The organism is Flavobacterium sp. 2755, assembly GCF_031455715.1.
Lineage (GTDB): Bacteria > Bacteroidota > Bacteroidia > Flavobacteriales > Flavobacteriaceae > Flavobacterium.
Genome location: NZ_JAVDTG010000001.1, coordinates 564536 through 578563, shown reverse-complemented (window position 1 = coordinate 578563; position 14028 = coordinate 564536). Strand labels below are relative to the sequence as shown.

Here is a 14028-nt window from a genome sequence, read left to right as displayed (position 1 = left end):
TGTTCCTATGTGTTTAAAAAATTACGTAACAGAAAAAAATATGAACGAGAAAGTAATTTCGTGCAAAGCATTAACCAAACGATTTGGAGATTTTACCGCCGTAGATGCCATCACTTTTGAAGTGGAAAAAGGAGAGATTTTTGGATTTCTCGGTGCAAACGGCGCAGGTAAAACAACGGCGATGAGAATGCTTTGCGGATTATCGAACCCAACATCCGGCGAAGCAAAAATTGCAGGTTTTGATATTTATAAAGAAACCGAAAAAATAAAGAAAAGTATAGGATATATGAGTCAGAAATTCTCGTTGTACGACGATTTGACGGTTCAGGAAAACATTACCTTTTTTGCCGGAATTTATGGTTTAAGTGATAAAGCCATCAAAGAAAACAGCGCGGCTCTTTTGAAACAATTAGGAATGGAAGATCAGGCAGACAAAAGAGTAAGTTCACTTCCGTTAGGATGGAAACAAAAACTGGCTTTTTCAACCGCGATTATTCATAAACCTGAAATTGTTTTTCTGGATGAGCCAACGGGCGGCGTAGATCCTGTAACACGCAGACAATTTTGGGATTTGATTTACGAAGCATCCGGAAACGGAATTACCATTTTTGTAACCACACATTATATGGATGAAGCTGAATATTGTAATAGAGTTTCGATAATGGTCGACGGAAAAGTAGAAGCGCTCGATACGCCAACCAACCTAAAAAAACAATTTAGCGTAACCACAATGGATGAGGTATTTTATCATCTTGCCAGAGAAGCCAAACGCGGAGAATAATTTATACTATGAAACAATTTCTAACATTCGTAAAAAAAGAATTTTTGCACGTACTGCGTGACAAGAAAACACTGCTGATTCTCTTCGGGATGCCGGTAGTGCAGATTCTTATTTTTGGTTTTGCTTTAACCAATGAAGTAAAAAATTCCCAAATAGTTGTCGTTGATTATGCCAAAGATATTGCCTCACAAGAAATCATTACCAAAATAGAAGCAAGCCGTTATTTTGAAATCAGGAAAACCCTTGCCGGAAGCAAAGAACTCGAAGCTGCATTTAGAACCGGAGAAATCAAAATGGCAATTATATTTCCGGAAGGATTTAATAACCAGCTTTTGCATCAAAATAAAGCACAGATTCAGGTTTTGGCAGATGCATCAGACCCTAATAATGCGACAACATTAACCAATTATGTAACATCGATCATAAACGATTATCAGGCAGATTTGAATCAGGAAAATGCAGTGCCGTTGCAGATAAAACCCGAAGTAAAAATGCTATATAATCCGCAGTTAAAAGGCGCACCAAACTTTGTTCCCGGCGTTATGGCTTTGGTTTTAATGCTAGTCTGCGTGATGATGACGGCGATTGCTATTGTAAAAGAAAAAGAAACCGGAACAATGGAAATTCTTTTGGTTTCGCCGTTCAAGCCTTTAATGGTTATACTTTCAAAAGCAGTTCCGTACCTTTTACTTTCAATGGTAAATGTAGTTTCGATATTATTATTGAGCGTATTTGTGCTCGATTTGCCCATTGCAGGAAACATACTCTTACTTTTTGCAGAAAGCACTTTGTTTATCATAACCTGTTTGACTTTAGGAATTTTTATTTCGGTTAAAACCGATTCGCAGCAAACCGCCATGTTGATTTCATTATTGGGAATGCTTTTGCCAACCTTACTTTTCAGCGGATTCATGTTTCCTATCGAAAATATGCCTTTGCCTTTGCAATGGTTTTCAAATGTTGTGCCTTCAAAATGGTATTATATTATTGTAAAAGGAATCATGATAAAAGGACTAGGATTCTCCTATGTCTGGAAAGAAACCTTAATCCTTTTCGGAATCACTATTTTCTTATTGATCATAAGCCTTAAAAGCTTTAAAATACGTTTATCATGAGAATCATCAAATTTTTACTCATTAAAGAGTTCAAACAAATATTTCGTAACCGCGCCATTTTAGCCGTGATTATGGTTATGCCCGTTATGCAGCTTATTATTTTACCGCTTGCTGCTAATTATGAAATCAAAAATATTAATCTGGCGGTGGTAGATAATGACCGATCTGATTATTCGAGAGATTTAATTAATCAGGTTGTAGCTTCGGGTTATTTCAAACTGAGAACGTATAACGATTCGTATAAACAAGCGTTCACACAATTAGAAGAAGACAATGCCGATTTAATTTTGGAAATTCCACACGGTTTTGAACAAGATCTTATAAAGGAAAACAAACAGCAGCTTTTTATTGGAGTAAATGCCATTAACGGAACAAAAGCCGGATTAGGAGCAGGTTACATCAGCGATATTATTAGAGAATACAATAACGGTTTACGCAAAAAAATGAATGTTCCCACAAGTTTTAATGCTATGCCTGTAATCGAAATTACATCATCAAACTGGTACAATCCGCATTTAAATTACCAATTGTATATGGTTCCGGGAATCCTGGCTATTTTGGTAACACTTGTTGGCGGTTTTCTTTCGGCATTAAATATTGTAAAAGAAAAAGAAGCCGGAACAATCGAACAAATTAATGTTTCTCCGGTCAAAAAATACCATTTTATTTTAGGGAAATTAATTCCGTTCTGGATTCTTGGGAATGTAGTTTTTACTTTAGGATTATTAGTTGGATGGATTTTTTACGGAATAATTCCAGTCGGGAATCTGTTGGTTTTATATGCTTTTATTGCCGTTTATTTACTCGCCATTTTAGGTTTCGGATTATTAGTTTCTACAATTTGCGATACACAGCAGCAAGCTATGCTTATCATGTTCTTTTTTGTAATGATTTTTGTTTTAATGGGCGGTTTGTTTACACCAATTGACAGTATGCCGGATTGGGCAAAAACAGTTTCAAAATTCAACCCCATAAGTTATTTTATTGATGTAATGCGAATGGTTGTGATAAAAGGAAGCGGCTTTAAGGATGTTCAAAAACACATTTTAATTATTATAGGTTTTGCTATTGTTTTGAATATTTCTGCCGTTTTAAATTACAGAAAAACATCTTAAATAAATTAAAAACTAAAGCCTTGATTTTAATAGTCAAGGCTTTAGAATATTTGGGTTAAACAGTTTTTAAAACTCCGCCATCAGCGCGTAAACAAGAACCGTTTGTTGCAATCGAAAGCGGACTTGAAAGATAAGCCGCAAGAGAAGCAATTTCGTCTGGATTAATAAAACGCTGTAACAAAGAATTCGGATTTGTCTGTTGAATAATAGCATTTTTCATTTGTTGGACTTCAATATTTTGTAATGAAGCAATATGTTCAATGGTAGCCGCAACGCCGTCAGAATATGTCGGACCGCCTAAAATCGTATTTATCGTAACTTCTGTTCCCTTTGTTAATTTAGACAAACCATTACTTACAGCCATCATCGCCGCTTTTGTCATTCCGTAATGAATCATGTTTCCGGGAATATTCACTCCAGATTCACTGCTGATAAAAATAATCCGCCCTGAATTCTTCTCCAGCATCTTCGGTAAAAGTTTTTGAGAAAGAAGAACACCACTCATTACATTAATATCAAAGATTCGGTACCAATCTTCCTCTTCAATATCTTCAAAAGCCTTTAATTCAAAAACACCGACATTATTAATCAAGATATCGATATTGTCTAATTTGCTTAATAAGTTCGCCACTTCTTCTTTATTGCTAAAATCAGTTTTTATTCCCGAAACAATTGCTTCGGGAAATTCAGCTTTTAGTTTTTGTACCGCAAGATTCGTTTTTTCTTCATTTCTTCCGTTAATGATAACTTCTGCTTTTTCATTTAATAACTGCTGTGCAATTGCATAACCAATTCCCTGAGTTGAACCGCTTATAAAAGCTTTTTTTCCTTCTAATTTTAAATTCATTTTTATTATTTTATTTTTGTAATGATTGATACATAAATAGTCAAAAAAATTAGCTGAGAACAGCTAATTGCATTTCAATTTGATTTTTCAAGACATTTTTGTCGGGATACATTCGGCGCAGCGTATTCAATCCACACCAAAAAGTGATCAAATATCTCCCCAATATTTCGGGAGTCGTTTTTGTTTTTAAAGTTCCGTTTGCCTGTTCATTCTTTATTGTTTGAGTGAACATTTCTTCAACTTCTTTTAAAATCTGTACGGCATTGGCTTCTAGTTTTTCATCAATAAAAGTCATTTCGACAACTGTATTAGCAATAATACAGCCTTTAAGATGCTCGTTTTCATCTGCGGAAGCAATACTTCTAAAAAAATCCTTAATTAATTCTAAAGGAGAATGACTTTTGCTTAATTCAATTTTAAAAGCATCAAAAGCTAACCGACGTTCTTCAATAGCTTTTTGAAAAACCTCTTTTTTACCGCCTTTAAACGTATTATAAAAACTTCCGGCTCCGGCTCCGGTTGCTTTTTGCAAGTCGCTCAGCGAAGTAGCGCTGTATCCTTTTTGCCAAAAAACTTCCTGAGCTTTCTTTATAATATTAGCATCTTCGTAAATTGTCGGTCTTCCTCGCATCGCTGATTTATTTTGTAATGATCGGTACAAAATTATATAAAAAATAAGTTGGATTCAAAATTTTGAATGATTTTTTTAAATCAGTTAAGAGATTTTTTGAATTGAAGCGGCGTTAAATTGGTTTTCTTTTTAAAGAGTTTACTAAACGACTGCGAATATTCGAAACCTAATGAAAAGGCAATTTCGTTTACACTTAAACTCGTTGTCGAAAGCAGTTGTTTTGATTTTTCAATAATATGATTCTGAATGTATTGCTGCGTATTTAAACCCGTAATATTTCGAAGTAAATCGGTTAAATAACTGGCAGAAATATTTAATTCCTGCGATAAATACTGCACCGTAGGAAGTCCTTTTTCAATAGGATTTTCTTTCTCAAAATAATCAAATAATAATTCCTCTAATCTGCTTAATAAATCGTGTGCAGCGGTTTTTCGGGTAATAAACTGTCTGCCGTAAAATCGGTTAATATAATTAAGAATCAAGTCAAGATGCGCCACAATCAAATCCTGGCTGTAATGATCAATATTGTTCTTCAGTTCGTCCTGCATTTGCTTTAAAAGCCCTGAAATAATTACATCTTCCTTATCAGAAAGATGTAATGCCTCTGCAATCGAATAAGAAAAAAATCCGTAATTATTAATCGTTTTTCCTAAAGGATAATTTCGAATTAAATCAGGTTTAAAAACCAACATAAAACCCATAACAGGATTATCATTGGTCTGCGTAACCGAAAATATCTGATCTGGTTTTGTGAGCGTTATCATTCCTTCATCAAAATCATAATCACGCTGGCCGTATTTGAATTTCCCGTTAACTCCTTTTTTCAAAGTAATGCAGTAAAAATCATTCGAAAAATGTTCCCAAATATCGCTGTGTTTATAACTCAGTAAAGCAAAATCAATCACGCTGACCAAAGGATGATCTGGTTTAGGAAGCGCAAATAACTGATGCAGTTCTGAAATACTTTTGATTTTATGTGGCACCGATTTTTTCATATAAACAAATTTACAAATTAATCGAAGTTAGTAGCGAACGAAAGATGTTTCCATGATTCCATTTCTTCGGCTTCGGTTTTTCGATGCTCGATAATTGAATTATAACTGTCATTTCCTAAAGGAAGATGCACGGGCGGATTTTGTAATTTGGTAACATCAATTAATATTCTAGCCAGTTTTTTTGGATCGCCGGGCTGGTTTCCGTCAAAACTTTTCAGCATATTTACGTGCTGTTCTACATTGTATACCGCAATTTTATTTTCGGCCTGCGCCAAAGTGCTGTCGCTCATAAAACTCGTTCTAAACATTCCCGGCGCAATTGTAGTAACTTTTATATTGAATTGTTTTGTTTCTTGCGCCAAAGCTTCAGAAAGTCCGATAATAGCAAATTTGGCAGCATTATAACTTCCCGTATTCGCGTAACCAATATAGCCCATATTCGAAGCAATATTCAAAATATGCCCCGATTTTTGCTGACGCAGAAAGGGCATCACATTTCGAATCACATTTACGGTTCCAAATAAATTGACATCGATCGTTTTACGGAATTCTTCGTCGCTTATTTCTTCCATGCTTCCCACTAAATAATAACCTGCATTATTCAGGACAACATCAATTTTTCCGAAAGTATCAATTGTAGTTTGAATCACGTTTTTTACTTCTCCATCATTGGTAATATCAAGCTGAAGCGGAAGAAAGTTTTCGTTTTGATTTCCAATTTGATCGATTAATTCTTTTAAATTTCGGGAAGTTGCGGCTACTTTATCGCCATTTTTTAAAACTGCATTTACAGCTTCAAGTCCCATTCCTTTTGAAGCTCCGGTTATAAACCATACTTTTTGACTGCTCATAATTTTTGTGTTTAATTATAAAGCAAAATTCAAAAAAGAATAACTTTAAAAAGTGTTCAAATTCAGGACTTTTGTGTTCCAATCGCTTCAATTGACAGGCATAAAATAGAAACCGCTTTTTCCATTTCTTCTTTTTCTAAATGTCCAAAACCTAATCTTGTGGCGGTTACATCTTTTGTTTGGTATAAAATAGTTTTAGGCAGAAACAAATCATTTTTAGCACATTCTTTTTGAAGCGTAATCAAATTGAATTTATCAAGCCATTCAATCCAAACCGCCAAACCCCGCGCAGGGACTTTAAATTTAATTTTGCCTTTCAGCTTTTCATTTAATAAGGAAATAAAATAATCCCGACGTTCTTTGTAGATTTTTTTATTTTTCTTCGAAAGACGATGCACTTCGCCTTCGTTAATCCATTCGGTTAAAACCTGTTCTTTTAAAACGTCAATTCCGGGTTCCAGAATATTTTGGTGTTTTTCTAATTCAGAAATAAATTCGGGCGGAGCGGCCACAAAACCATAACTAAATCCAGACGGAAGCGATCTTCCAAATGAACCAATATAAACCACTTTTTGATTGGAATCAAAAGCTGCTAAAGGCAAAATAGGATTATTATCGTAATGAAAATCAAAATCGTAATCGTCTTCCATAATAACAAATCCGTATTGATTGGCAAGTTCCAATAATTCCTTTCTTCTTTTGGCACTTAAAGAAATTGTCGTTGGATAATTATAATTGGAAGTCAGATATAAAACCCTGATTTTGGTTTCTTCGCAAATTTCTTTTAAACGATTCGTATCAATTCCGTCCAGATCAACGGGAATCGTAATAATCTGTGCTCCGGTATTCGTCAAAGTCATGTTTGAAATATAATATCCTGGAGAAGCCACAACCACTTTATCGCCCGGCGAGATAAGCACTTTTGTAACCAGATACAAGCTAATTTCGTGACTGCTTGTCGTCAATAAATCTGCCGTAGAAATTCGCAAACCACGCGTAAGATTCAGGTAATTAGAGAAATGCGTTTTAAAATTCAAATGCGATCTAATTTGAATTTGTTCGTATGTTTTGGATGTTTTCTGTCTTTTTAATTTTGAAACATAAAGTCTCGCCAAAATATCATTTTGAACCAATCTTAAATCCGGCATTCCGTCATTAAATTGATACGGCAGATTGCTGGTTTCGGTAGGGTTTTCAAGAATGGTCGAACGTTTGAATTCAAAACCAATATTGATTTCCTGCGTTTTATTTTCCTTTGGAACTATAAATTCGGTGTTACTTTTTTCTTTGTGCTGAGAAAGGATAAAAGTTCCTTTATTAGGAAGCGTTTCAATCCAGCCCTGCGATTCTAAATCCTGAAAAGCCTTTATTAAAGTGTTTCTGTTTACGGCTAAAAGTTTACATAAAATGCGTGTTCCCGGAAGTTTTGTTCCCTCTGGAAGAAATCCCGTTTGGATCGCTTTTATAAATTCAAAAACGATTTGCAGGTAAATTGCCGTGCTTTCTTCTGGCTTAAGCCGAATAAAGCTTTTAAAAGGAATTTGAACCGGACCACTCATAATTACAAAACTGGTATACTTGATTAGTACGGCAAGGTACTACTTTTGCAAAAAAATTAAACCCAGAATGAAAAAAATCTATTTTGCTGTTACAGCATTAATATGTACCAACTTTTATGCCCAGACAAAAAAGGATTCGATTATAGAAATTGATGAAGTAATTATTCATGAAAACCGATTAAGCACGCCAATTTCAAAACATAACAGAAACGTTTATGTTATTAGTAACGAAACGATTAAAAAATTACCGGGAAGAACACTTCAGGAAGTTTTGCAATATGCAAACGGAGTTGATATTAGACAAAGAGGACCTTTTGGAGGACAGGCCGATATAAGTGTAGACGGAGGAAGTTTTGAGCAGACTGTTGTTTTGTTAAATGGTGCGAAAATAATTGACTCTCAAACGGCTCACAATATGCTTAATCTGCCGCTTCCGGTCGAAGCAATTGAAAGAATCGAAATTTTGCGTGGTCCGGCTGCGAGAATCTTCGGAATCAACAGTTTAACAGGAGCGATTAATATCATTACTAAAAAGCCAACAAAATCAGGAGTTTTACTAAGCACCTATGCAGGTTCTAATTTTGAGAAAGATTCTGACGATACGGGAGATACATTTTTTGGAACCGGAGTTCAGGTTGGAGCTATTTTAGGAAAAGAAAAACACCAGCACTCTATTTTTGCATCACACGATAAAAGCAACGGATACCGCTATAATACAGGTTTTGAAAACAATAAAATCTTGTATCAGGGAAATGTTCAAGTTAATGATTCAAACGAAATTTTAGGCTCGTTTGGTTATGTAAACAACGGTTTTGGAGCAAACGGATTTTATGCTGCGCCGGGCGATAAAAATTCTACGGAAGTGGTGCAGACTACTTTTGCTAATATTCAGTCGAAACATTCGATTACAGACAATTGGAAAATAATGCCAAGAGTTACATACAGATACAATTATGACGATTATCGATATTTAGGGAATAATAACCTAAATGCAGGAAGAAGCCAGCATTATACCAATTCTATTGCAGCAGAATTAAACTCTTCTATCAAAACTGAAAAAGGTGAAATTGGTTTTGGTGCCGAATTCAGAAACGAAGATATTCATTCTTCAAATATTGGGGATCACGATCGTGAAAATGTAGGCATTTATGCAGAATACAAAACGTATTTGTTTGAGAAACTAAACGTGAATTTAGGAACTTATTTAAATTATAATTCAGATTATAAATGGCAGATTTATCCAGGGCTTGATGCAAGTTACGAGTTGACAGACGAGTTTAAGGTTATTGCTAATGTGGGGACTAGTCAAAGGATTCCTTCGTTTACAGACTTGTACTTGAATCAGCGTCCGGGAAATATTGGAAATCCTGATTTGGAATCTGAAAACGCTTTTCAGAGTGAATTTGGTTTTAAATTCAACAGAAAATCTTTAAGCTTAAACGCTAATTATTTTTACAGAGAAATAAGCAATTACATTGACTGGACAAGAATGGTAACAACGGTGCCGTGGCAAAGTCAAAACTACGGTGATTTAATTACAAACGGAATCAACATGCGCGGATCGTACAGATTTGATATTTCTGATGCTTCAAAATTAAATTTCACTTTAGGCTATTCTTACTTAGATTCTAAATTTAAAGATACCCGCGACGAACCGTATTCTAAATATTTGATTTCGTCTTTAAAACATCAGGTAGCCAATACGATAGATTTTCAGCATAAAGATTTCTCCGTTTTATTGGCTACTCGATTCAACGAAAGAGTTACCGGAGCTTCTTACTGGATTAACGACGTAAGAGTTAGTCAGTCTATAAAAAAGTTTACCATTTTTATTGATGCACAAAACATTTTCAATACTACTTATTATGAAGTTGGAGCATTTCCTTTGCCGGCAAGATGGTTCAGTTTAGGTGCAAAATTTGTTACTTTTTAAATACAAAGGTTAGTTATAAAAAGGGGAAAGGTATTCGATATCTTTCCCCTTTTTTTGTGTCATTTTTCTTTTGGGAAAAAGTAAGAAAAAAAATAAAAAAGGTATGTATTGCGGATAATTAAATAAAATCAGATCTATAAATTTGTGTCAAGTACCACAAGAAATAACATTTTAGAATCCTATTAAACCCAAAACATATGTCTGATTTTTTAAAACAATTTGGAGAAGATCTTAAAAAGAACGTACCTGGTTTTATCGCAGTTTCTGTAGCAGAAATCAAAAGCGGAATGTCTTATTATTCACAATCAGCTTTTAGCGATTTTGATCCGGAACTGGCATCTGCCTATAATCTTGAAGTCGTAAAAGCAGAAATGAATGCTATAAGAGCTTTAAAATTACAAGGTCAGGTTGTTGATAACGTTATGATTACGCTTACTTCTCAAATTCATATTATTGACGTTTCTGATAACGGAGAGTATTTTATTTATTTAGCCGTAGATTCGACCAAAGCAAATTTGGGTATGACAAAATCTATTTTGAACAAGTATAAAAAAGAAATAGCCCACAAACTGTAACTGCATTTTTTTATAATTTTAAAAGAGGATTTTCTAATTTGAATTTCCTCTTTTTTATTAAAAATCGTTTTTTGTAAGCAAAGATTTATTTTATATTTAGTTTTTGAAAAGAGATTTTTATAATGGAATTACGGCAATATTTTGAAAAATACAATGATGAAGAAACCTGCATTGAGGAATTTAAAAACAAACGACTGGAAAATGGTCTGGTTTGTAAAAAATGCGGGCACAATTCTCATTCTTTTAGAACAGTCGATTTAAAATTTCAATGTAAAAAATGTAAAAACAGAATAAGTCTTCGATCCGGAACCGTGATGGAAAACTCCAATTTACCCTTTAGATACTGGATGATCTGCATTGAATTAATGACACTTTCTAAAAAGAAATTCTCCATTTTACAATTGCAATATTTATTAGGGCATAAACGCTATGAACCAATTTGGTTAATGGTTCAAAAAATTCGTTTGGTTATGCACGAACGGGACGAAAAATATACTTTACGTGCGTATTCAGAATTTGATTCTGAGTTTTTGAGAGAAATTGAAAAACTCACTTTTTCAAAAAAGAAATAAAAACCTTCTGAAAAAATTGGTTTCATATTATAATCTGCAACCTTAAATCCTTTAAGCATAACGCACAGCCTCTTTATCTTTGTTATACTCACTCTCTTTTAAATAAGTAAACTAAGATTTATGAGTATGATTAAAAAAGGTTTTCTTCTATTATTTTGTGCTGTTCTACAAATTGTAAAAGCGCAGGAAGCTCCGTATTCCATTGGTTTTATTCCTGCATCAATTGAAGAAGGAGATATTGCTTTCCCGATTTATGAAAAATGGCATTTGAGCGGGCAGGCAGATTTTCAATTGGTTACACAAGGTGCTTATACAAATGGAAATCCTTTTGCTTATACGCAGCGTGTTGTATTTAGGCCGTGGCTTATCTATTCCGGATTTAAAAATATAAAATTGTGGCTGGGTTATGCACACAATCAAAAATATGCTGTTGAAGAAGCAGGAAATTATGAAACCTTAGAAAACAGGCTTATTGTAATGGGAACTTTTTCTCAAGATATGCCAAAAGGTTCCATTTTTGAACAGTGCGTTTTGAAACCAAATTTTTTGATGACAGAAACGGAGTTCCACAGACAATTCCGCGTTTAAGAGCAAGATTTGGTGTGAATCACTTTCTGCGTCAAACCAAAGAAAAGCCTTTATTTTTGGCACCAAACATTGGCTATTATACAGAATTGATGCTAAAGTTTGCTTCAAAAGATTATGCCGAAGAGCATTTCGATCTATTCAGATTATCAGTTTATTACACTGCCGGTATAACACCCAATATCCATTTTCTGGCAGGCATTATTGGTCAGATGCAGCTGCGTGCCAACGGAAATCAATTTGATGTGTATTACGGCCCAATGGTTTCCGTAAAATACAGCATAAAACCTAAAGAAAGAGAAACTTTTGACAGCGTTGACGGCGGTGCTGATTAAATTTAGTTTACCTGCCGAAAAAACCAGTTTATTTTTTTATAAACTTATTTTACACCAAAATCTGGCGCAAAGATAGAATCCGAAAAAATGGTGTAGGATAATGCTGAGGTTAATGATAAACAAATTAATGTAAGTTCTTTTGTAAAAGGATTATACATTATAAATATCGTAACTGACAAAGCTAGTTACGTACAGAAATTCATTAAGAATTAATTTTTATATACTTTAAAAAGGCAATCCCTTTATCAAATTGATAAAGGTTTTATTTTATTTTCTTCTTTAATTCATGTTTCTAAATTCTATTGGTGTTTTTCCGGTTTTTTGTTTGAAGAGTTTATTGAAATACTGCGGATATTCAAATCCTAATGAATACGCAATTTCGCTGACTGATTTATCACTGTTTAATAAAACGTTTTTGGCTTCTTCAATTAAATAGAAATGAATGTGATCCTGAGCATTTTTGCCCGTTTCTTTTTTAAGCAGATCGCTTAAATAACTTGGCGAAAGATGTACTTGTTCTGCCAGAAATTTTACAGTTGGGAGCCCTTTTTCGGTACTGTTTTTTGCATTAAAATATCCAGTTAGTATTTTTTCAATTTCAGTAACTACAGAATTATTAGAACTTTTTCTGGTGATAAACTGTCTTCCGTAAAAACGGGAACAATAATTCAAAAGTAATTCAATTGTAGAAACAATTATGTCCTGACTGTGTATATCGATGTTTTCTTTTAATTCTCCTTCAATCTTAAGTACACAATCGTATAAAATCTGCTTTTCTTTCTCTGACATATGAAGCGCTTCTGACATATCGTATGAAAAAAAACTATAATCCTTTAATTTATTATTTAAAGAAGTTGCCCTGATGAGGTCTGGATGAAAAAATAATCCCCAGCCCATCATAGTTGGTGAAACCTGAATATCCTCGTCCATTTCGAGAACTTGATTTGGAGCCACACAAATCAAACTTCCATCTTGAAAATCAATGATTTTTCGTCCGTATTTGATATTATTTCTATTGTAGTTTTTGAATATCAATCCGTAGAAATCAGGCGAAATTTTAGTGTCTTCGGTAATCTGCTCTTTTACCTGACTAAAATCTACCACGGCAATAAGAGGATGCAGAATAGGAGTTTCCAGATGAAAAAAACGGAACAAATCTGAAATCGTTTGTAAATGTATAAATGCGCTCATAATAGAATGATTATTGTAAAGATACCAATTTTTAAAAGACCTATGAGAATCACGACATTGTAATGATTCTCATAGGTTTATCAGTTTAAAAATTATAGTCCGAATTGCGCTTTCATTCCGCCTATAAAAGTTTCATCGTCTAATTGCTTACGGTTTTCAATAATTGTTTTCGCATCTTCTCCCACGTGATATCTCAATTTATTTGTACCGTCTGTTGCTGCTTCATAAATTACTTCAGCAACCAAACTTGCAGGCGAAGCAGTATCAAATAAAGCAGGTAAAGCTTCCATTACTTTTCCAACCATACTTTGATATTCGGTAAAAGTTTCATCGTTGCTAAAATCAAACGAACGTCCGGCAAAATCAGTTGCAATTGCGCCCGGTTCTATAATTTTAACTTTCCCGCCAAATTGTTCCACTTCAAAACTTAACGATTCAGAAATGCCTTCAACAGCAAATTTGGTTCCGTGATATAAAGCTCCAAGCGGGAAAGTCATTTTACCTCCAATTGAAGAAATATTGATAATAATTCCATTTTTATTCTGGCGAAAGTGAGGCAATAATGCTTTAGTAACATCAAGAAGTCCAATGACATTAGTATCAAACTGGCGTACAATTTTTTCTCTTGAAAAAGATTCTAAAGTACCATAAGCACCATATCCGGCATTGTTTAATACTACATCAATCTTTCCGAATTTAGAGATTCCGGCTTTTACCGCATTTTCGATAGATTCTAAGTCCAATACATCAAGGTTAGTAACAAAAACATTCTGTAATGCTTTTAATTCTGTTTCGTTTTCAGGATTACGCATTGTAGCGATAACATTCCATCCTTTTGCCTGAAATAATTTTGCAGTTTCTTTTCCAATTCCGCTGCTTGCTCCTGTAATTAAAATTGTTTTGTCCATTTTTTTTAGCTATTAAATTAATGGTGTAAAGGTCT

General features: G+C 34.1%; 14 protein-coding genes and 2 pseudogenes. 9 read left to right on the top strand and 7 right to left on the bottom strand.

Annotated features, from left to right (window positions below):
* Positions 1-40 precede the first annotated feature (40 nt).
* The 3 genes from J2Y38_RS02395 to J2Y38_RS02385 are packed head-to-tail and all read left to right on the top strand — an operon-like array spanning position 41 to position 3011.
* Complete coding sequence (locus tag J2Y38_RS02395) at positions 41-781, top strand: ABC transporter ATP-binding protein (protein ID WP_180858153.1); 741 nt, start codon at positions 41-43, stop codon at positions 779-781.
* Between the two features lie 8 nt (positions 782-789).
* Entirely contained in the window at positions 790-1896 is a 1107-nt protein-coding gene (locus J2Y38_RS02390) for an ABC transporter permease (protein ID WP_309839231.1), read from the top strand.
* The gene (locus J2Y38_RS02385) at positions 1893-3011 is read left to right on the top strand and encodes an ABC transporter permease (protein WP_309839229.1); all 1119 of its coding nucleotides are present in this window, start codon (positions 1893-1895) and stop codon (positions 3009-3011) included. The genes J2Y38_RS02390 and J2Y38_RS02385 overlap by 4 nt, the downstream gene beginning before the upstream one ends.
* A gap of 55 nt (positions 3012-3066) precedes the next feature.
* Here J2Y38_RS02385 and J2Y38_RS02380 read toward each other — a convergent pair whose 3' ends face one another.
* The 5 genes from J2Y38_RS02380 to J2Y38_RS02360 all read right to left on the bottom strand — a co-directional run bounded on the left by J2Y38_RS02380 (position 3067) and on the right by J2Y38_RS02360 (position 7894).
* Positions 3067-3858: an SDR family oxidoreductase gene (locus tag J2Y38_RS02380; protein ID WP_309839226.1), complete on the bottom strand. Its 792-nt coding sequence runs from the start codon at positions 3856-3858 to the stop codon at positions 3067-3069.
* Positions 3859-3907: 49 nt separating this feature from the next.
* Positions 3908-4489 carry a TetR/AcrR family transcriptional regulator gene (locus J2Y38_RS02375; RefSeq protein ID WP_309839225.1) on the bottom strand — a complete coding sequence of 194 codons (582 nt, stop codon included), beginning with the start codon at positions 4487-4489 and terminating at the stop codon, positions 3908-3910.
* 80 nt (positions 4490-4569) lie between these two features.
* Positions 4570-5484: a helix-turn-helix transcriptional regulator gene (locus tag J2Y38_RS02370; RefSeq protein ID WP_309839224.1), complete on the bottom strand. Its 915-nt coding sequence runs from the start codon at positions 5482-5484 to the stop codon at positions 4570-4572.
* A gap of 17 nt (positions 5485-5501) precedes the next feature.
* A complete protein-coding gene (locus J2Y38_RS02365; RefSeq protein WP_309839223.1) occupies positions 5502-6335 on the bottom strand; it encodes an SDR family NAD(P)-dependent oxidoreductase in 834 nt (277 codons plus the stop codon).
* A 62-nt stretch (positions 6336-6397) separates the two neighbouring features.
* Positions 6398-7894 (bottom strand): PLP-dependent aminotransferase family protein, encoded by a 1497-nt coding sequence (locus tag J2Y38_RS02360; RefSeq protein ID WP_309839221.1) that lies wholly within the window; start codon positions 7892-7894, stop codon positions 6398-6400.
* Between the two features lie 67 nt (positions 7895-7961).
* Between J2Y38_RS02360 and J2Y38_RS02355 the strand changes: the two genes are divergently transcribed.
* The 6 genes and pseudogenes from J2Y38_RS02355 to J2Y38_RS24575 form a co-directional block, all read left to right on the top strand.
* Positions 7962-9827, top strand: coding sequence for a TonB-dependent receptor domain-containing protein (locus J2Y38_RS02355; protein WP_309839220.1), 1866 nt, complete (start codon positions 7962-7964; stop codon positions 9825-9827).
* A gap of 197 nt (positions 9828-10024) precedes the next feature.
* Positions 10025-10402 (top strand): hypothetical protein, encoded by a 378-nt coding sequence (locus J2Y38_RS02350; protein ID WP_053474230.1) that lies wholly within the window; start codon positions 10025-10027, stop codon positions 10400-10402.
* 113 nt (positions 10403-10515) lie between these two features.
* A pseudogene (locus J2Y38_RS02345) lies at positions 10516-10971 on the top strand (transposase); the annotation flags it as partial.
* Between the two features lie 123 nt (positions 10972-11094).
* Positions 11095-11562, top strand: a complete 468-nt coding sequence (locus tag J2Y38_RS02340; RefSeq protein WP_309839217.1) for a hypothetical protein — start codon at positions 11095-11097, stop codon at positions 11560-11562.
* Positions 11499-11894 (top strand): hypothetical protein, encoded by a 396-nt coding sequence (locus J2Y38_RS02335; RefSeq protein WP_309839215.1) that lies wholly within the window; start codon positions 11499-11501, stop codon positions 11892-11894. Before J2Y38_RS02340 ends, J2Y38_RS02335 begins: the two co-directional genes overlap by 64 nt.
* A 117-nt stretch (positions 11895-12011) precedes the next feature.
* Positions 12012-12107 (top strand): annotated as a pseudogene (locus J2Y38_RS24575) (T9SS type A sorting domain-containing protein); the annotation flags it as partial.
* A gap of 66 nt (positions 12108-12173) precedes the next feature.
* Here J2Y38_RS24575 and J2Y38_RS02330 read toward each other — a convergent pair.
* Positions 12174-13085, bottom strand: coding sequence for a helix-turn-helix transcriptional regulator (locus J2Y38_RS02330; protein WP_309839213.1), 912 nt, complete (start codon positions 13083-13085; stop codon positions 12174-12176).
* A gap of 92 nt (positions 13086-13177) precedes the next feature.
* Positions 13178-13993: an SDR family oxidoreductase gene (locus tag J2Y38_RS02325; protein ID WP_309839210.1), complete on the bottom strand. Its 816-nt coding sequence runs from the start codon at positions 13991-13993 to the stop codon at positions 13178-13180.
* Between the last annotated feature and the right edge of the window lie 35 nt (positions 13994-14028).